At 43.6% G+C, this 19339-nt stretch carries 14 protein-coding genes; 9 read left to right on the top strand and 5 right to left on the bottom strand.

All coding sequences use genetic code 11. The features are described 5' to 3' along the window. The first annotated feature begins 24 nt into the window (after positions 1-24). A complete protein-coding gene (locus HMPREF1534_RS04345) occupies positions 25-2016 on the top strand; it encodes a DUF4842 domain-containing protein (RefSeq protein WP_005942991.1) in 1992 nt (663 codons plus the stop codon). A gap of 154 nt (positions 2017-2170) precedes the next feature. Here the strand turns inward: HMPREF1534_RS04345 and HMPREF1534_RS04340 are convergent, their stop codons facing one another. Then, entirely contained in the window at positions 2171-2782 is a 612-nt protein-coding gene (locus tag HMPREF1534_RS04340; protein ID WP_005942992.1) for an HU family DNA-binding protein, read from the bottom strand. A 750-nt stretch (positions 2783-3532) separates the two neighbouring features. On the opposite strand from HMPREF1534_RS04340, the gene HMPREF1534_RS04335 reads away from it, so the two are divergent. The 5 genes from HMPREF1534_RS04335 to HMPREF1534_RS04315 all read left to right on the top strand — a co-directional run bounded on the left by HMPREF1534_RS04335 (position 3533) and on the right by HMPREF1534_RS04315 (position 12863). Then, on the top strand, positions 3533-5851 hold the full coding sequence (locus HMPREF1534_RS04335) for a TonB-dependent receptor (protein WP_005942994.1): 2319 nt from the start codon (positions 3533-3535) through the stop codon (positions 5849-5851). Positions 5852-5885: 34 nt separating this feature from the next. Next, positions 5886-7763: a GH32 C-terminal domain-containing protein gene (locus HMPREF1534_RS04330; protein WP_005942996.1), complete on the top strand. Its 1878-nt coding sequence runs from the start codon at positions 5886-5888 to the stop codon at positions 7761-7763. Positions 7764-7861: 98 nt separating this feature from the next. Further along, positions 7862-9022, top strand: coding sequence for an MFS transporter (locus tag HMPREF1534_RS04325; RefSeq protein WP_005942998.1), 1161 nt, complete (start codon positions 7862-7864; stop codon positions 9020-9022). A 2-nt stretch (positions 9023-9024) separates the two neighbouring features. Further along, complete coding sequence (locus HMPREF1534_RS04320) at positions 9025-9912, top strand: carbohydrate kinase family protein (protein WP_005942999.1); 888 nt, start codon at positions 9025-9027, stop codon at positions 9910-9912. Between the two features lie 218 nt (positions 9913-10130). Then, entirely contained in the window at positions 10131-12863 is a 2733-nt protein-coding gene (locus HMPREF1534_RS04315; protein WP_005943001.1) for a hybrid sensor histidine kinase/response regulator transcription factor, read from the top strand. Positions 12864-13013: 150 nt separating this feature from the next. Here HMPREF1534_RS04315 and HMPREF1534_RS04310 read toward each other — a convergent pair whose 3' ends face one another. Both HMPREF1534_RS04310 and HMPREF1534_RS04305 read right to left on the bottom strand, forming a co-directional pair. Continuing rightward, positions 13014-13442 (bottom strand): hypothetical protein, encoded by a 429-nt coding sequence (locus HMPREF1534_RS04310; protein WP_005943003.1) that lies wholly within the window; start codon positions 13440-13442, stop codon positions 13014-13016. Between the two features lie 11 nt (positions 13443-13453). Further along, complete coding sequence (locus HMPREF1534_RS04305) at positions 13454-14752, bottom strand: phenylacetate--CoA ligase family protein (RefSeq protein ID WP_005943005.1); 1299 nt, start codon at positions 14750-14752, stop codon at positions 13454-13456. 115 nt (positions 14753-14867) lie between these two features. Here HMPREF1534_RS04305 and HMPREF1534_RS04300 point away from each other — a divergent pair, with 115 nt between their 5' ends. Continuing rightward, positions 14868-15506 (top strand): DUF3256 family protein, encoded by a 639-nt coding sequence (locus HMPREF1534_RS04300; protein ID WP_005943007.1) that lies wholly within the window; start codon positions 14868-14870, stop codon positions 15504-15506. Positions 15507-15586: 80 nt separating this feature from the next. On the opposite strand, the gene HMPREF1534_RS04295 is transcribed toward HMPREF1534_RS04300, so the two are convergent. After that, positions 15587-15841 carry a type B 50S ribosomal protein L31 gene (locus HMPREF1534_RS04295; protein WP_005943009.1) on the bottom strand — a complete coding sequence of 85 codons (255 nt, stop codon included), beginning with the start codon at positions 15839-15841 and terminating at the stop codon, positions 15587-15589. Positions 15842-16167: 326 nt separating this feature from the next. On the opposite strand from HMPREF1534_RS04295, the gene HMPREF1534_RS04290 reads away from it, so the two are divergent. Next, on the top strand, positions 16168-17172 hold the full coding sequence (locus tag HMPREF1534_RS04290; RefSeq protein ID WP_005943012.1) for a class II fructose-bisphosphate aldolase: 1005 nt from the start codon (positions 16168-16170) through the stop codon (positions 17170-17172). Positions 17173-17235: 63 nt separating this feature from the next. Here the strand turns inward: HMPREF1534_RS04290 and HMPREF1534_RS04285 are convergent, their stop codons facing one another. After that, on the bottom strand, positions 17236-18072 hold the full coding sequence (locus HMPREF1534_RS04285; protein ID WP_005943014.1) for an AraC family transcriptional regulator: 837 nt from the start codon (positions 18070-18072) through the stop codon (positions 17236-17238). Between the two features lie 148 nt (positions 18073-18220). Between HMPREF1534_RS04285 and HMPREF1534_RS04280 the strand changes: the two genes are divergently transcribed. Then, positions 18221-19336, top strand: coding sequence for an efflux RND transporter periplasmic adaptor subunit (locus HMPREF1534_RS04280; protein ID WP_005943016.1), 1116 nt, complete (start codon positions 18221-18223; stop codon positions 19334-19336). Positions 19337-19339: the final 3 nt, after the last annotated feature.

A 19339-nucleotide genomic window follows, 5' to 3' on the forward strand; every position in this document is an offset into this window, starting at 1 on the left:
GTTTACGCTAACACTTATTATGATATGAAGAAACTATTAATTCTATGGATGGTACTAGTTGCATTTGCTTCGTGCACAGACCGTAAAGATTTGTTCGATTCAGGGCGAGTGAAAGAAGAAGCAAAAGAAAATTTTCCGATAAAGGATATTGACCCTGATCAGGATTGGAATATGATGGCTGTACGTACTCTGGATATAACGATAAATGCGGGAACCGGGGCTGTTTATACTGTCAAAGTATTGACAGACAATCCTTTTAAGGTAGAGAATGATGCGCATGTGCTTGCTGTGGCAGATGTGAAAGATGGAACTACTGCCACCTTGAAGTTTGATGCACCGTCGGCCATGGAATATGCATACGTGATGCGCCAAGTGGGAACTAAGGATTGCGAAGTGACTGTTGCTGCCCTTAAAGATGATAAGTTTGTTGCTGCTTTCGGACGTTCTGCAACTCAGCGTGCGGTTTCTGAACGGGCTGCTAATATTACGATTGATAATTTGCCGGCTCCCGGTTTTGTTTGTCCGAGTGATGCTGAAGAATTGGCCGAGAAAGACATTACCGGAAATGTGAGGAATGGGGCTTACTACATTTCAAAGAACCTAAAAGCTGATAAGATAAATCTTTCGGAAGATACTAAACTGTACATTAAGTCCGGTATTACCTTGACTCTCAATGTTGATAAGATTGACAAAGGAACAATCGTTGTATGTAAAGGGGGGACGTTACGTATTAACGGAACCGGAAAGGACGATAAAGATTTTACTTTGAAAGGTTCTATTTACAATGAAGGAACAGTTACTATTAATGGAGATGATTTTTACATGCAGAATAAAGAAGCCGAACTTGTTAATTATGGAATAATATATATAGAAGCTGATTTTGAGTTGAGTGCAGGGGAATTCTATAATGGAGAAAGTGGACAGTGTGTATCTTATGAAACATCGATAGATAGTAACAGCACTGATGGTGCCAATGAGAACAAATCAAGTGCTACCTGGGTAAATGATGGTTATTATGCTTGTGATGGATTTAAAGTAAGTTCGGGCTACCGGTTACAGAATAATTGCAATTTACATCTTGGTGAAGATTTTAAATTAGATGGCTCTGATGGTAAGGATGTAATCTTTAATAATAGCGGATTCATTCATTGTGGGGGAAAGGCTGAATTGGAAAATGCAATTTTAAATATGGCCGGTAAAAGTATCTTTAAGACCCAAAGTCTGGAATTTGAGAAGAGTGTTCGGCTGAACAGTGATGCAGGCGTACAGGATAAGGATAAGCCTTTGCTGCTGTGTGTTAACAAAGCCTTGTATGATGATGATAAAGGAGAACTTACAATGAGCGGAGTTACTTATGTGACATGTGGAAATGACTTTTTTGACTCTTGGGCTGTCTCCGGTCATGTATTATTGGTGAATGTAACCATTGGAGACCATGCGCAGGGTTGTAATCCCGATTATGATAAAGAGGAACCTTCGACAACTCCGCCTTTGGCTATCTTTACTTATGTCTTTGAGGATATTACTACTACGACCGGTGACTATGATTTTAATGATGTCGTGTTGAAAGTGACGGCTGTAAACAATGGACAGGTCACAATCGCATTGGCAGCTGCCGGAGCAACCAAAGAACTATCTGCCGGCTATAAGGTTAACGGTCGGGACAATATTTTATGGAGCAGTGTGCACGAAGCTTTAGGTGTATCGGCCGGTACCATAGTAAATCCCGGTCCTTCTACGCTGGCAGATATGCCCAAGCAAACTATCAAAAATATAACAAGTCTTGGAGACATAGCCTTTTATATTCATGAAAAGAATAACCCGAATCTAAGAGTTTATATCTCACAAGACGACCCTGAGTTTCAACTGGGCGGTGTACCTTTTGCTTTATGTATTCCTACAGATTGGGCATATCCGGCAGAACGCCAGATGATTAATGAGAAATATGAAGGTTTTGGTGCGTGGGGTGAAGATAGAAATTCACATCAAGAATGGTATAAAAAGCCAACCAAATAAGAGGGGCGAATAACCTTCTTGCAAGAGGCTGTTCAAAAAGATAACGCAATATATCTTTGGGAGCAGCCTCTTGTTTTCATAAGAATCAAACGTGCGGAAAGAGAAACTCATGATAACTTGCACTCTTTCCGGCGGAATGCGAACAAGCATTGAATTAAGCCTCCGGCACCGCCCTGTATATCACGTGAGGGGTCCGTCCCTCTCTTACTATCTTTTTTTCGTTGTCCCACCGGCGCAGTTCCATGCCCGCTTTTGTCTTCAGCAGTCCCGTAAGTTTGCAATACTCTTTGCAGTTAATGACGGAATGTTCCTTCAGATAGACCGTCAGTAATGCAAAGCGTTCTTCTTCCGAATATTGGGAGGAAGAAACCCGGAAGCCATATTCTGCGCGTTCCAATTCACCTTTGGCACGTATCTCCTTGCGGAATTGCCGGGTAGGTTTGAATTTCACGTTGTCAAAGTGTACCGATGCGGCGCGTATCTCGCGTTTGTCCGCCACCTTGCGACAGGTCAGGGTGGCGGACAAAGTGCCCAGCTCTCCCAATTTTACGTTATAACCGTCTGCCAGATAATTGGCGATAATGTTTTCCAGGTCACAGAACAGTCCCATAACCGTTCCTTCCTTGATGGTGGAACGTCGGGCTATCTCCTTAGCCAAATCTGTCAGGTCTTTTGTGCCCGATACTACAAGTTGCGGATACAGAGTAGCCTGCTCCTTGTCCCCCTGTATGTCGGGTGACGTTTTGAAATCATACTTTGCTGTCATGTTAATGCTTTTTGATAAGAGAATTAAGTCATTTCTTCCTGAAGGCTAAGGGCTTTCTTCCTATGGGCTTTTATAATCTGCTGCAATGGATTGTATAGTCTGCGGTAATGGACTGTACGGTCTACTGTAACGGACTGTACAGTCTGTTGGCGGAGTCTGTCTTAGTATTCAGTACAAAAGTACTTAATCATACCGTAAAAACCTATTAATCTGCCGGAAAAAAGAGTTTAGGGGCAAGATATAATTTTGAGCGATACAGCAAAATGATTTCTTTAGAAAAGAATTCTCTTTGTAAAAGAAATAGTAGTTATAATTAAATAAAGAAATGACGGGCAGAATCAATACATTACGTTATTCGGACATCTTTTGGTGGAATGAGTTGTAACCAAAGATGTGCCGCCTGTGGCTGTAGCAGCAGGTAATCCGGTTCGTTTTATTAAGAATATTGAAGTCAAATAAATTAGAAAAACACTTGAAATATGAGAAGACCAAAATAGTAGCAGTATGAAATTACAAATTATTACCATAATGATAGTCCTTTCACAATTTTCTTCGATGGAATGGCGGTTTTTGGATGCGTGAGGTGTGAAAGGACTTTCGGAATTACTTCTGTATGCTGAGAATGTTACATAATTGAGCACTTTTGTTACGATGAAACAAAAGAGCTATCTCATGCAACAAATGTTTTAGAAGTGTTGTGAGACAACCCATACCTTTGCCTCAGAAAAACTTCTAAAAATATTTAATGCTATGAACAAGAATCAGCGAATGAACAGAATGGGCGTGCTCCTTATGATATGGGCAGCCGCTTGCTTGAACAGCCACGCACAACAAGACTCAGCCAAAGTCCTTTCTAATTCTAAGGAAGAAGGTAATCGAAATGTCATGCTGAATGCAGCCAGTGCCAATGGTCCCCGTGAAATTTCCATCGGATTGCCCGGCGGCGATGTCAATGTACTCGAAAACGGTTTGCCCGTGGTCTATAACTCAAATCCTCATAATGTAAATACTCATTGGCGCGGAGACAGCAGTTTGGGACATACCGGACTGCTTAAAATATCCGAAACGGCCATTACTACCGGAAACATCGGTTATGCTGTGAACTCTTTCACCGAATTGGGCCTGAATAAAGAGAAGCGGTTTAATGGTGTGCTGAATTATAATACCAATCACTTCGGCAAACAGCAGTTTGATTTCAATTTAAACGGAAGCATCGGCAAGGACTGGTTCTACAGCGGAAGCGTTTATCAGAACTTTGACCCGGGTTCGTTCAAACTCCGTTTCGCCCAATATCAGGACCGCACACAAATCTATAAGTTTGCTTTGACAAAGTTCTACCATGAAGGTCGCGGACAATTGTCGGCTATCTACCATTACAGCAATAGTCACTGGTTGTCAAATGCCACTACCGGCGCACCGTTTATTTATGTGGGCGACGGCAGTGTGAAAGAAATTCCCGGATTCAGTCTCGGTACTTCGTCTTATCTTCCCGATGTTTCTGACATTGTCTATATGGATATACGTACGGGCGAGATGAAAAAGACAAGTCTTTATGACGCCACTGCCAGCAAAGGTAATCAATTCACATTGTTGAACCGTTACAAATGGGATAACGGGTTGGAGTGGACTGTGAATATGAAGTATGACCACGCATTGGGTTCTTATCTCTACCAGACTCCCATGTCGATGGAAAAGAAAACCTTGGCGGACGGCTATAGCCGGAAAGTATCGGACGGGACATTGACCCCTTACGAAGGATATGTGCAGAGCCGTATGTCATGTTTCAATCGCGGCAGTATCGACGAGTTCTTCTTTACCACCGAACTGTCACGGAAGTATGACAACATGACTTGGCGTGTGGGCTTGAACGAATGGTATTACGATGTAGACTATGCTTCAAACACTACGATGTACGACCATACGGTGGAAGAATATCCTCAGATTCTTTACAGCGCCGATACCAAAGACATTCATCATTATGGTGATACTCCTTATTATAACCTGAACCAGAATGCTTCGGAATACTATAAAGGTCATGAAAACAAGCTGGCTCTTTATGCTACTCACGATTGGGATATTACTGATAAATGGAATGTGTATTATGGCGCCCGTTTTGAATACCAGCGTTTGACGGGAAAGAATCTGGCTGTTTACAATGCAGACGGAAAAGCGGTAGGCCGTTTTGCCAATTACCACATCGGGGCAGTGGCAGCCGACGGCACTAAGATTGCTCCTCGCGGCTATGGTTATGATTGGCTCAATATGGCTTTCACGGCGGCGGCTACCTATAAGATGACACAACAGTTTGGTTTTACTGCCGATTTCACTTACAATACCCAGCGCCCGAACATGTCGAATTTTGCGCCTGCCGAGATGCCGAATGTAGATAAGATAACCATTCCGTTGGGACGTGCGGGTATTTATTTTAATAACGATTGGATTAGCCTGACTTCTTTGTTTACTTATATTGCCAAAACGAATAACAACTCTACGCTGAATCTGATAAACCCCCATAACGATAAGGATATCAAAGCCGCAGCATTGAGCTATGATATTGAAACCATCGGATGGACAACGGATGCGGTAGTAAAACCTTTCAAAGGGTTTGATTTTCATTTTCTGTTTACTTACCAAAGTCCGAAGTACAAGAAATATGAAACGGAGGTGACTTTTGGTGACGGAACCACCTCGGGCATCAATGCTACAGGCAATATTGTGACCGAAATACCCAAGGTGCTGATTGAACTCGATCCGAGTTATAATATTACAAAAGATTTGAAGGTATGGGCCAGTTTTCGTTATTTTAGCAAGACGTATGCCAATATTAAGAACGCTTATTACTTTAACGGACGTTGGGAAACCTTTGGCGGTGTCAACTGGAACGTGAACAAACACTTGTCACTCAGCGGAACTGTCATTAACTTCCTCAACCAGACGGGGGCAAAAGGAAGCATCTCGGGTGCGGAACTGGTGGATAAGGAAAATGCTGCCGCTTATAACGGGGCATGGATGGCAGGAAGCTACATCCGTCCGTTTACCGTAGAGTTTGCAGCAAAAATTACATTCTGATTTTAATAATAAAACTTTTAATACCATATATTCCATGAAAACAAATTTAGTGAACCTTGCATTGGGTTTAGCCTTTACAGCAGGCACGGTTTCTTGTCAGTCACAGAAAAATAATCCGGTGTTCGAGCATCAAGGAGATACAATGACCGTTGTACGCATTGCTTCTCCCGCCAAGTATCTGTTGCTTCCCGTTCAGGAAAGCAGCAATGAAGGACAGGTAAAACTGGATACCGGCAGTCCGGCGGATACTTATATGGATGTTCGTCTGGCTACAGACAGTGTTGAATATTATGTTCCGTTTGCTTTACCGCAGGGAGCCGCTGAAGCTGTCGTTGTTGTGAAGAATGTGGCAGCCGATGCCCTTTGTTGGGACAGCATTAAGGTTGCAGATACCTTTGATACAACCAACAGAGACAAATTCCGTCCCGTTTATCATCACACTCCGCTTTATGGCTGGATGAATGACGCCAACGGGCTGGTTTATAAAGACGGTGAATATCACCTTTATTTCCAGTATAATCCTTACGGATCGGTATGGGGGAATATGCATTGGGGACATTCCGTGAGCAAGGACTTGGTGCATTGGGAGCATCTTGACCCTGCCATTGCAAGGGATACTCTGGGACATATCTTCTCGGGGAGTGCAGTGGTGGATACAAAGAACAGCGCAGGCTACGGTGAAAATACAATGGTTGCTTTCTATACTTCGGCCAGTGACAAGAATGGTCAGATTCAGTGCATGGCATACAGCACCGACAATGGACGTACCTATACCAAATACGAGAACAATCCCATTCTGACTCCTTTTGACGGATTGAAAGACTTCCGTGACCCGAAGGTCTTTTGGTATGAACCCGACCAAAAATGGGTGATGGTGGTATCTGCCGACAAAGAGATGCGTTTCTATTCTTCTCGGAACTTGAAAGACTGGGAGTTTATGAGCGGTTTCGGTGAAGGTTACGGAGTACAGCCCAGCCAATTTGAGTGTCCCGATTTTATTCAGTTGCCTGTGGACGGTGATAAGAACCGCATGAAGTGGGCATTGATTGTCAATATCAATCCGGGATGCATGTTTGGCGGTAGCGCTACACAGTATTTTATCGGTGACTTTGACGGAAAGGAATTTAAATGTGACACAAAACCCGAAGTGACTAAATGGCTGGACTATGGCAAGGACCATTATGCTACCGTTTGCTTCTCGAATACGGGAGAGCGCACGATTGCCGTGCCCTGGATGAGCAATTGGCAGTATGCCAATATCCTTCCCACCAAACAATATCGCAGCGCCAATTCGTTGCCTCGCGAATTGAGCCTTTATACAAAGGACGGAGAGATATACATGGCTGCCGATGCGGTGAAAGAAACGGAGGCTTTGCGCAAAGATGAGCATGAGGTGGGCAGTCTGGTTGTGAATGGGGAGAGCCGGTTGGAGGAATTGGTTCCCAACACAGATGGAGCGTATGAACTTTCGATGGATATTACTCCGGGGGCATCGCAGTTGGCAGGCTTCGAGTTGCTGAACGGCAAGGGTGAGAAAGTGAATATTTATCTGGATATGAAAGAAAACAGGCTGGTGATGGACCGTACAGAGAGTGGAATTACTGACTTGGGTGAACCGAGTAAATTTAATGTGCACGAGAAGGAGACAGATAATCATCGCATGAAACTTTCAGTGAACTATAAGAATGATTTTGCCCTGGGCACTTGGGCTCCACTCTCTTTGTGCGAAGGCAAAACTTATCATCTGAATGTCTTTGTGGATAAATGCTCTATCGAGATATTTGTGGATGGCGGACGCATAGCCATGACTAATTTGGTCTTTCCGAATGAACCTTATGACACGCTTCGTTTTTATAGTGAAGGAGGGGAAATGAAAGTTTCGGATTTCACAGTGTATAAGTTAGGCTTGTGATTTTAGGTCGGGTGTTCCCGTAGGGGCGGACCCATGTATCTTCCCCTACGGTGAATGAATAAGAACAACGTACAGAAAAAACAATAGATAATAAAACCATGAACAACAATAAAAATCTATATGCCAAATTAATCCCGGTGATGCTCTGTTTCTTCGCCATGGGGTTTGTAGACTTGGTGGGTATTGCTTCCAATTATGTCAAGGTCGACTTGAACCTGACGGATGCGCAGGCCAATATCTTTCCGTCGCTGGTTTTCTTTTGGTTCCTTATCTTCTCGGTTCCCACAGGAATATTGATGAATAAGATAGGCCGTAAGAAGACAGTGCTTCTGAGCCTTGCTGTGACTTTTGCCTCTTTGCTGATTCCCGTGTTCGGCGATGGTTATGTCATCATGCTGTTGTCTTTCTCTTTGCTGGGCATTGGCAATGCACTGATGCAGACCTCTCTGAATCCTTTGTTGAGCAATATTATAACGGGGGATAAATTGGCAAGTACCCTTACTTTCGGTCAATTTGTCAAAGCAATCGCTTCTTTTCTGGCTCCTTATATTGCCATGTGGGGAGCCACCCAGACTATTCCCACTTTCGGACTGGGTTGGAGAGTGTTGTTTCCTATGTATATGGTGATTGCAGTGCTTGCCATCGTTTTATTGGGCTCTACTCCCATTGAGGAGGAACAGCCTGACAAGGCTTCCGGTTTCAAGGCTTGTCTGGCTTTGCTGGGAAAACCGTTCATTTTGCTCTCTTTTATCGGTATCATGTGCCATGTGGGTATCGATGTCGGTACCAATACCACTGCCCCGAAGATATTGATAGAGCGTTTGGGCATGACACTTGCCGAGGCGGGCTTTGCCACCAGCCTATACTTTATATTCCGCACGATTGGCTGTTTCTTGGGTGCTTTTATCTTGAGGAAAGCTTCTGCCAAACTGTTTTTTGCCTTCAGCGTGGTGTTAATGTTGTTGGCTATGGCGGGATTGTTTATGTTCCATACCGAAACAATTATTTATATTTGCATCGCCATGATTGGTTTTGGAAACTCCAATGTGTTTTCCATTATCTTCTCGCAGGCCCTGTTTGCCGCCCCCGACAAGAAGAATGAAGTGTCCGGTCTGATGATAATGGGCTTGTTCGGCGGCACGGTATTCCCATTGGCAATGGGAGTTGCCGCTGATGCGGTGGGACAGACGGGAGCTGTAGCGGTAATGACCGTAGGCGTGATTTATTTGTTAATATATACCTTAAAAATAAAGAAATAACCATGAATGATATTATCGTAGGAATGGGCGAGGCACTATGGGATGTGCTGCCCGAAGGAAAGAAAATAGGAGGTGCTCCGGCAAACTTTGCTTACCATGTATCGCAATTCGGTTTCGACAGCCGCGTAGTCAGTGCGGTAGGAGAGGACAAGTTGGGTAATGAGATACTGAAGAACTTTGATGCAAAGAAATTGAATTATCTGATTGAGAAAGTACCTTATCCTACAGGGACAGTACAAGTGGAATTGGACCCGAACGGCGTGCCGATGTATGATATAAAGGAGAACGTGGCATGGGACAATATTCCTTTCACTTCTGCATTGGAGGAACTGGCAAAGAAGACCCGTTCGGTATGTTTCGGTTCGCTGGCACAGCGCAGTGTGGTTTCTCGTGAGACTATCAATAGCTTTCTGAACGCTATGCCCGACGGGGAGGGACAGTGCAAGATTTTTGATGTGAACCTGCGTCAGGGCTTTTATACGAAGGAAATTCTTTGCAATTCGATGAAAAGATGCAATATATTGAAAATTAACGATGAAGAGCTGGTGACAGTGAGCCGTATGTTTGGTTATCCAGGCATCGACTTGCAGGACAAGTGCTGGATTTTGCTCGCCAAGTACAACTTGAAGATGTTGATTCTGACTTGTGGGGTGAATGGAAGTTATGTGTTTACTCCGGGTGAGATTTCCTTTGTGGAGACACCCAAGGTGGAGGTGGCAGACACGGTGGGTGCGGGAGACTCGTTCACTGCTACCTTTGTGGCTGCTATCTTGAAAGGCAAGCCGGTGGCGGAAGCACATAAGTTGGCGGTAGAGGTTTCTGCATACGTGTGTACGCAGAATGGGGCTATGCCGGAATTGCCTGTCCGCCTGAAGGAACGGCTGATGTAAAAATACACTTGCCCGACTATTTGCCGGCAGTTGCCCGAGGGCCAAAGCTGCTGTTGGGTATTGCAAATGTAAATGTGTCAAAACGTAGATAATGCTATCATTCTGAACGAAGTGATAGGTCATTTGGGTTTTGACACATTCTCTTTTTCTTTTCTTTCCAAATTCTTGTATTATTTCTCTTCTCCTTTTATCTTTGTTTCCATAATACATCTGTGAATATGAAAAACGGTCTTCTCTATTTCCTGCTTTGCCTGGCAGCGCTTGTTTCCTCGTGTGACGGAACGAATACACGTTATCACATCGGCGTGTCCCAATGCAGCGATGATGAATGGCGGCATAAGATGAATAAAGAAATGCAGCGTGAAGCACTTTTCTACGACGGTGTGCAGGTGGAATTTCGTACGGCAAAAGACAATAACCAATATCAGATAAATGATATCAATTATTTTATTGACCGGAAGGTTGATTTGTTAATCGTCGCTCCCAATGAGGCGGCGGCTATTACTCCATCGGTCGAAAAGGCGATAAAGAAAGGAATTCCGGTAGTAGTGGTAGACCGTAAGATATTATCGGACAACTATACGGCTTTTGTCGGGGCGGATAATTATAAGATCGGCAGTGATGTGGGACATTACATTGTCAGCCGTTTGAATGGAAAGGGGAATATTTTTGAGGTGACAGGACTGCAAGGCTCTACACCTGCCATGGAGAGGCATAGGGGATTGATGGATGCATTGGCCGGGATTCCGAATATAAAGAGAGTTGGAAGTGTGGATGGCGGCTGGTTACAGAGTCAGGCCGGCGAAAAGGTGGATTCTGTTTTACGTGTTCACAAAGATATTGATTTGCTGTTTGCACAGAATGACCGTATGGCTATCGGTGCTTATCTGGCTGCCAGACAGCAGGGAAGAGAAAAAGAAATGCTTTTTGTGGGAGTGGATGCACTGCCCGGAAAAGATTATGGACTGGAGCAGGTGATAAGCGGTGTGTTGGATGCTACTTTTATTTATCCTACCGGTGGCGATAAGGTGATGCAGATTGCGATGAACATTTTGGAGAAAAGACCTTTTGAAAAAGAAAATATACTTTCTACGGCATTGGTGGATAAAACCAATGCCCGCGTGATGCAGTTGCAGACCGACCATATTTTGGAACAAGACGGCAAGATAGAGAAACTGAACGGGCAGATTGATGAATTCTGGTCGCGTTATTCGGCGCAGACTATGTTTTTGTATGCTTGTCTGGTTATTCTGATTCTGTTTGCGGCATTGTTGGGCATTATTGTACGTGCTTATTGGATGAAGAACCGGATGAATGCTGAGCTTTCTTCCCAAAAGAAAAAGTTGGAAGAGCAGCGTGACCAACTCATCAGCCTTTCTAAACAATTGGAAGAAGCTACTCATGCCAAATTGGTGTTCTTTACGAATGTATCTCATGATTTTCGCACCCCGCTTACATTGGTTGCTGCTCCGGTGGAACAGTTATTGGAAGATGAAGCGCTGACATCCCGGCAACGGTCTTTGTTGCAGATGGTGCATAAAAATGTGACTATATTGTTGAGGCTGGTCAATCAGATATTGGATTTCCGCAAGTATGAGAATGGAAAATTGGAATTGGTTCTATCCAATATTGATTTGCGTGCTCAGTTGCAGGAGTGGAGTGGGGCATTTCGTGCGTTGGCGCTCAAGAAGCATATTCATTTTATATTGGATGTGGAAAATGGACAGGCGGATTATAAGATGGCGCTTGATGCCGAGAAGATGGAACGTATTTATTTTAATGTGCTTTCCAATGCCTTTAAATTTACTCCCGAAAATGGGAGCATTGTGGTGACATTGTCTGCTATTGCTCAAGCCGATGGAAAAGAGTATGCGCGGCTGGTGGTCAGTGACAGTGGTTCGGGTATCTCAGTCCAACATATCCGGCATATCTTTGACCGGTTCTATCAGATTGATGTGAATCATGCCGGCTCGGGCATCGGACTGGCGTTGACAAAGGCTTTTGTGGAATTGCACGGAGGAACGATTGCCGTGGATAGCATGGAGGGAAAGGGAACGGTGTTTACAATAGATATCCCTGTCAACAGGTGGTCTGCCACAGAGATAGAAAGAAAAGAGTCGGAAGGCATTGGTATTCCGTCCCGGTCGGTAGTGGAAGAACTGTCGGAGGCAGAAACGGAAGAGGTGAAACCGGATGAAAGCAAGGCGTGTGTCTTGGTGATTGACGACAATGCCGATGTGCGTAGTTATGTGAAGTCGTTGCTTAGAGATGAGTACGTAGTGATAGAGGCTCCGGACGGTCATACGGGAGTAAAAATGGCCATGAAGTATGTACCGGATGTTATTATCTGTGATGTGATGATGCCGGTGATGGATGGACTGGAGTGTTGCAGACAATTGAAGTCGGAATTGCAGACTTCCCATATTCCGGTGATGTTACTTACGGCTTGTTCTTTGGACGAGCAGCGGATAGCCGGATTTGAATGTGGGGCGGATTCATATATTGCCAAGCCGTTCAATTCCAAGTTGTTATTGGCACGTCTCCGTAATCTGATAGCAAACCACCATCGTTTACAGCAGTTCTTTGGCGATAAAACGACTCTGTCAAAAGAACCGGTCAGTGAGATTGATAAAGGATTTGCAGACCGTTTCCGTCGGTTGATTGAAGAGAATATGTCGGATTCGGAGTTGAGCGTGGAGGAGTTGGGCAGCAAAATGGGTATGAGCCGCGTGCAACTCTATCGCAAGATAAAAGCGTTGACTAATTATTCTCCGGTGGAGCTGTTGCGCATCGCCCGTTTAAAGAAGGCTGCTTCTTTACTTGCTTCTTCGGAAAAAACTATTTCAGAAATAACGTATGAGGTTGGTTTTACTTCGCCTTCCTATTTTACAAAATGTTATAAGGAATATTTTGGTGAAAGTCCTACCGATTTTTTAAAGCGCAGAGGATAAGCTTTTCATTACTCCGGGCCATTGTTTATTCCGGACCGTTGCCATTCTGAACATCAGTGAAGAATCTGATAACACAAAGCAGATGTATTCAGATTCTTCACCGGTGATGACAAAATGAGAGGATTGTCACGTTTCTTGCGCGAGCTCTTGTTAAATCAGCGACGATAAATCCTTGTCTGCCACGAAAGAGAGGTTATTCAGGATAATTACTTCTCTGGCGCGGTCGGGATTATCTGTTCGGAAAATCAGGATGCCTTTATCTCCCAACAAGAAAGAATACATATAGGTAATACCGATTTTGGCATCACTGAAAATCTTAATTGCATCCGCAGCACGGCCTACCTGGTTGTCCAGTGTCAGGGCAAATACATCCGAAAGGGCAACCGATATATTGGCTTCTTTTAGCGTGTTATAAGCTCGCATCGGTTCGGAACAAATAATACGATAAATTCCATATTCTACCGTATCTGCAATAGTCGAAGCTATCAGTTGAATCTTGGCTTCTTTCAATAACTCCAGAACTTTAAGTAATGTCCCCGCTTTGTTTTCAATGAAGACAGATAATTGTTGGACGGTCATAATTTTATCTTTTAAAAAGTTTTACGTAAGTCTTTCACTCTCACAGCCTTGCCTTCCGACTTGGGTAAAGAGCCTTTTGGAACAAGTTTTACTCGCGGAGTAACCAGTATCTCGTCTTTCAGCTGTCGTGTAATCTCGCGGGTAAGGGCTTGCAGGCGGGCATAGTCATCGGTAAATAATTGGCTGAGTTCCACTTCGATGGTCATCTCATCGTTCGACTCCATTGTTTCGAGTGTAATCAGGTAGTCGCTGCCCAACTCTTTAAACTGCAACAATACAGTTTCGATTTGTATCGGGAAGATATTTACCCCTTTCAGGATAATCATGTCATCACTGCGGCCTTTCATTCTGTCCAGGCGTTTATGATGGCGTCCGCACGGACATTCCCCCGGAAGAATGCGGGTGAGGTCGCGGGTGCGGTATCTCAACATCGGCATCGCTTCGCGGTTGATGGTGGTCAGCACCAGTTCGCCTACTTCGCCGTCGGGCACAGGCTCCAGCGTGTCGGGATTGATGATTTCAACGATATAGTAATCTTCCCAAATGTGCAGGCCATTTTGCTCCCGGCATTCAAAAGCTACGCCGGGACCACACATTTCAGACATTCCGAAGGAATTATATGCTTTGACTCCCAACATATCTTCGATGCGGCGGCGTTGTTCTTCCGAATGAGGCTCTGCTCCGATGATTAATGTTTTGAGCTTAGTGTCCCGACGAGGATCAATGCCCATTTCTTCCATTACTTCATAGAGGCGGGCAGCATAACTGGGGATGGCATGCAAGGCGGTGGTTCCGAAATCGGTGATGAACTTCAATTGTCTTTTGGTGTTTCCGGCAGCAGCGGGAACGGTAAGCATTCCCATGCGTTCCGCTCCGTATTGAAAACCGAGTCCGCCGGTAAACATTCCGTAGCCGGAAGAGTTTTGGAAGATATCACCGGGGCGCAAGCCTACCATGTAGAGGCATCGTGCAACGGCGTTGGCCCATTCGTCAAGGTCTTTCTGTGTGTGAAGAATCACAGTCGGATTACCGGTTGTGCCACTGGATGAATGCAAACGGACTGCCTTCTCCAAAGGAACGGCAGCCATTCCGAAGGGATAAGTATCGCGTAAGTCTTGTTTGGTGGTAAAAGGGATTTTGCGTAAATCATTTAATGAGCGGATATCTTCGGGTTTCAGGTGGTTATCTTCAAAACGTTTTTTATAAAAAGGAGAGTTCATGCAATGACGGACGGTTTTTTGTAGGCGTTCCAGTTGCAGCTTCTCGATTTCGGGACGTGTCAACGTCTCCATTTCCGGATGTAAATACATAGTATCTTTCATGTTTAGTTGGTTATCAATTGCACAAAAGTAGAAAAAAATCTTATATGGTTGACAAATAGGAGAGAAAATATGTATCTTTGGGCGCTTAATGAAAGATGATAATATGAAAAAACTGATAAGTATATTGATTGGTATAGCAAGTGTGGTTGGTGTGCAGGCACAGGATATGAAGGCGTTGTTTGTGTCGATGCCGGATTCTATTGCACCATTGCTCACAAAGGTGAACCGGGAAGATTGTATTGATTTTCTTGCCAGTAACATGAAAGCGGAAGTAAAAAACCGGTTCGGTCAGCCGACAGAACTGAAGAAGCTGACAGATGATTATCTGTACCTGCAAACGACTTCAAAAAGCAGTATGGAAATGAAATTGCTACCATTGAATGATTCGGTGAAAATCGTATGTATGGTGAATACAGTGTGTGCATCCGCTTGTGATAGTGAGATACGCTTCTTTTCCACTCAGTGGCAGGAACTCCCTAAGCAGGATTATATGAAGCTGCCATCGGTTGAAGCATTTTATCTTCCTGTTGATTCTTTGAAGGAAGATTTTCTTTTGTTGCGTGAGAAGGCTGATATGGAACTTCTGAAAGCTACACTCTCACCGGACAGTGCAGTTTTAAGTATTGCCTATACCACTCCTGATTATCTGGCAAAATCAGAAAGAGAAAAGCTGACTGTTTATATAAAAAAGGAGCCGATTGTGTATGAATGGGTAGGGGGAAGGTTTATTGAAAGGAAATGACGACATGTTGGTCAAAATAAAAGGCTGCAACTTTTTTTGAGTTGCAGCCTTTTATTTTGAAACTTGAATGAAGTTACAAATTACTTTTTCATGCGGTTACCATAACGGCTCATGAACTTATCAACACGACCTGCTGTATCCACCAATTTAGATTTACCGGTGTAGAAGGGGTGTGATGTGCTAGAGATTTCAATTTTCAAAAGCGGATAAGTTTCACCTTCGAATTCGATGGTTTCTTTAGTTGCCACAGTTGACCGAGACAAGAACATATCACCGTTTGACATATCTTTGAACACAACGGGACGATAGTTTTCTGGATGAAGACCTTTTTTCATTTCTATATATGTTTTTATTGTTATTATTTTACTGTTTTGGTAACAACAATGTGTAATGGTTCAATTTTGGATTGCAAAGATAGGTCATTTCTTTGAAAGAGAAAAACTTCGGCAGCATTTTTTTTGTTTTTCATCTGCATTTTATTGTTTGTCGATATTGCAAGGTCGACATTACAATATAATCTGTTTGAGACATTTAGCATGGATATTAGTTAATAAAACCATAATTTATAAGATAATTTTAGAGCGAAAATGCCATAGTTAGAACATTTATGCTTAATTTTGCAATGGAATTTAATTCACTAACAATTATAAATATTAGAACAATGGTTAATTACAAAGATTTAGGTCTGGTAAACACTAGAGATATGTTTGCTAAGGCTATCAAAGGTGGATATGCAATCCCTGCATTCAATTTCAACAATATGGAACAGATGCAGGCTATCATCAAAGCTGCAGTAGAAACAAAATCTCCGGTTATTTTGCAGGTTTCAAAAGGTGCTCGTCAGTATGCTAACGCTACTTTGTTGCGTTACATGGCTCAGGGTGCTGTAGAATATGCAAAAGAATTAGGTTGTGCAAAACCTGAAATCGTTCTTCACCTTGACCACGGAGATACTTTCGAAACTTGCAAGAGCTGTATCGACTCAGGTTTCTCTTCTGTAATGATCGACGGTTCTCACCTGCCTTACGAAGAAAACGTTGCTTTGACTAAGAAGGTTGTTGACTACGCTCATCAGTTTGATGTAACTGTAGAAGGTGAATTGGGTGTATTGGCCGGTGTGGAAGATGAAGTTTCTTCTGATCATCATACTTATACTGACCCTGAAGAAGTAATTGATTTTGCTACTCGTACAGGTTGCGACTCATTGGCTATCTCTATCGGTACTTCTCACGGTGCATACAAATTTACTCCGGAACAGTGCCACATTGATCCTGCTACAGGTCGTATGGTTCCTCCTCCTTTGGCATTCGAAGTATTGGATGCTGTAATGGAAAAACTTCCGGGATTCCCCATCGTTCTTCATGGTTCTTCATCAGTTCCTCAGGAAGAAGTTGAAACAATCAACAAGTATGGTGGTGCATTGAAGGCTGCTATCGGTATCCCTGAAGAAGAATTGCGCAAGGCTGCCAAGTCTGCTGTTTGCAAAATCAACATTGACTCAGACTCTCGTTTGGCTATGACTGCTGCTATCCGTCAGACTTTTGCTGAAAAACCGGCAGAATTCGACCCGCGTAAGTACTTAGGTCCGGCTCGTGACAACATGGAAAAACTGTACAAGCACAAAATTATTAACGTGCTGGGTTCAGACAATAAATTGGCTGAATAATATTTACTCCATAATATTATAAAGGTAGAGGCTGCTTTCTATTGTGAAGGCAGCCTCTATTGTTTAATTTAGGTTACTTCTGTATTTGGCAGGAGAAACTCCGGTATGTTTCTTGAAATAACGTCCGAAGAAAGATTGGTCAGGAAAACAGAGCCGGTTTGATATTTCTTGAATGCTCAAATTGGTAGATTGCAGTAATGCTTTACTTTCCAGGATTACATGGCGGTCTATAATGCTTTTGGCTGTTGCATTGGATACATTTTGCACCACAGTGGAGAGATAACGGGGTGTGATGAAAAGTTCGGATGCATAAAAAGAAACCTCCCGTTGCGTAGTGCAGTGCTTATGAATCAACTGAATGAAATGTTTGAATATCTCTTCCTGGCGATTCATTCCTTTCGGCTTCTTTTGGAGGAACAGATGCCGGGTCTTGTCATAGAAATCCAGGATAAAGTTCTGCACGAAGTTCTTGAATATCTGAAGACGGAAATTGTTATCGCGGTCATTATACAGGTCTTTCATGGCAAAACTCAGTCCGATAAAAGGCTTGACACGCTCTTCGGGAATGACAATGCACGGATGCTCTTTCAAAAACTGGAAGAAAGAAGGCTCCAGACGTGAGGTGATTTCTCTGAACAGGGTATCGGAGAAAACAATATAGGACACACTGAGGTCCTCACTGGCGTAAGTGCAATTGAAAATGCTGCCGGGTAACAGCAGGATCTGGGTATTCTCGGTCAGCTCGTAGGCTTGCATATCAATTTCGATACGGGCTTTTCCTCTGCGGCAATGGCAAATGGACGCATCACTCAATTTCATAATTTGATTAGAGCAAATATCTATGCTTTCATCTGTTCCGGCAATGAACGGTTCGTTATCCGGTAAACTTAATATATCCATGTCTGTTTTTATTTTGACGCAAAATAAGCTATTATTTTTATAATAAGGAGAACTTTGTTCTTAAATTAAACAATTGTGGCTAATAATTGAATGTGCCGGCTCGTAAAAATCCAACTACCTTTGTCGTCGAATTAAAAAAGATTGGAATATGATAACAATGAACAGAAAATGGATGCGACTAATGGTATTAGTTGGTTGTGCTGCTTTGGCAGCATCGTGCAAACAGGCACCTGCTGCACAGACGGAGGCAGAGTATGCGGTGTTAAGGGTATCGCCGTCAGACAAAGTTTTATCTACTACGTATTCAGCCACGATCCGCGGCCGTCAGGATATTGACATTTATCCCCAAGTTTCCGGTTTCCTCACTCAACTTTGTGTAGAGGAAGGCCAGGCAGTGCGTAAAGGACAAGTATTATTTATTATTGATCAGGTGCCTTATAAGGCAGCTTTGGAAACCGCTGTCGCCAATGTGGAATCGGCTAAAGCCGGTCTTGCCACAGCCGAACTGACTTATAACAGCAAGAAAGAATTGTTTGCCAAAAAGGTGGTTTCAGAGTTTGATCTGAAGACTGCGGAAAACTCTTACCTGACCGCTAAGGCTGGATTGGCTCAGGCTAAGGCGCAGGAAGTCAGTGCTCGCAATAACCTTTCATATACCGAGGTGAAAAGTCCTTCGGACGGGGTAATCGGCACTTTGCCTTATCGTGTAGGTGCGTTGGTCAGTGCCGGCTTGCCGCAGCCGTTGACTACGGTTTCTGATAATTCGGATATGTATGTCTACTTCTCGATGACCGAAAATCAATTGTTGGCTCTGACCCGTCAGTATGGTTCCAAAGCAGAAGCGTTGAAGAATATGCCCGAAGTGGAGTTGCAACTGAATGACAAGTCCATGTATGGTGAGAAGGGACGTATTGAAACCATCAGTGGGATAGTGGACCGGACAACCGGTACGGCAAGTCTTCGTGCTGTGTTCCCCAATAAGAACGGCTTGCTGTATAGCGGCACATCAGGTAATGTGATTCTGCCGGTTACGATGAAAGGAAGCTTGGTTATCCCTCAGGCGACTGCTTTTGAAATTCAGGATATCACCTATGTATATAAGGTAGTGGACGGCAAAGCTCAATCGGCTCCTGTCAGTGTAACCCGTGTAAACGGCGGACAGGAATATATCGTAAACGAAGGCTTGAAAGAAGGGGACATCATTGTTGCCGAAGGTGTAGGTTTGCTGCGTGAAGGTACTCCGATTAAAGTAAAACAAAACTAAGAA

Origin of the sequence: Phocaeicola massiliensis B84634 = Timone 84634 = DSM 17679 = JCM 13223 (assembly GCF_000382445.1) — a bacterium.
Lineage (GTDB): Bacteria > Bacteroidota > Bacteroidia > Bacteroidales > Bacteroidaceae > Phocaeicola > Phocaeicola massiliensis.

Coding starts and splice junctions, on each gene's coding strand:
- HMPREF1534_RS04305 (WP_005943005.1), bottom strand. CDS start 14,752: ATGTATTTACATCCGGAAATGGAGACGTTGACACGTCCCGAAATCGAG.
- HMPREF1534_RS04280 (WP_005943016.1), top strand. CDS start 18,221: ATGATAACAATGAACAGAAAATGGATGCGACTAATGGTATTAGTTGGT.
- HMPREF1534_RS04285 (WP_005943014.1), bottom strand. CDS start 18,072: ATGGATATATTAAGTTTACCGGATAACGAACCGTTCATTGCCGGAACA.
- HMPREF1534_RS04320 (WP_005942999.1), top strand. CDS start 9,025: ATGAATGATATTATCGTAGGAATGGGCGAGGCACTATGGGATGTGCTG.
- HMPREF1534_RS04330 (WP_005942996.1), top strand. CDS start 5,886: ATGAAAACAAATTTAGTGAACCTTGCATTGGGTTTAGCCTTTACAGCA.
- HMPREF1534_RS04315 (WP_005943001.1), top strand. CDS start 10,131: ATGAAAAACGGTCTTCTCTATTTCCTGCTTTGCCTGGCAGCGCTTGTT.
- HMPREF1534_RS04345 (WP_005942991.1), top strand. CDS start 25: ATGAAGAAACTATTAATTCTATGGATGGTACTAGTTGCATTTGCTTCG.
- HMPREF1534_RS04290 (WP_005943012.1), top strand. CDS start 16,168: ATGGTTAATTACAAAGATTTAGGTCTGGTAAACACTAGAGATATGTTT.
- HMPREF1534_RS04325 (WP_005942998.1), top strand. CDS start 7,862: ATGAACAACAATAAAAATCTATATGCCAAATTAATCCCGGTGATGCTC.
- HMPREF1534_RS04295 (WP_005943009.1), bottom strand. CDS start 15,841: ATGAAAAAAGGTCTTCATCCAGAAAACTATCGTCCCGTTGTGTTCAAA.
- HMPREF1534_RS04300 (WP_005943007.1), top strand. CDS start 14,868: ATGAAAAAACTGATAAGTATATTGATTGGTATAGCAAGTGTGGTTGGT.
- HMPREF1534_RS04340 (WP_005942992.1), bottom strand. CDS start 2,782: ATGACAGCAAAGTATGATTTCAAAACGTCACCCGACATACAGGGGGAC.
- HMPREF1534_RS04335 (WP_005942994.1), top strand. CDS start 3,533: ATGAACAAGAATCAGCGAATGAACAGAATGGGCGTGCTCCTTATGATA.
- HMPREF1534_RS04310 (WP_005943003.1), bottom strand. CDS start 13,442: ATGACCGTCCAACAATTATCTGTCTTCATTGAAAACAAAGCGGGGACA.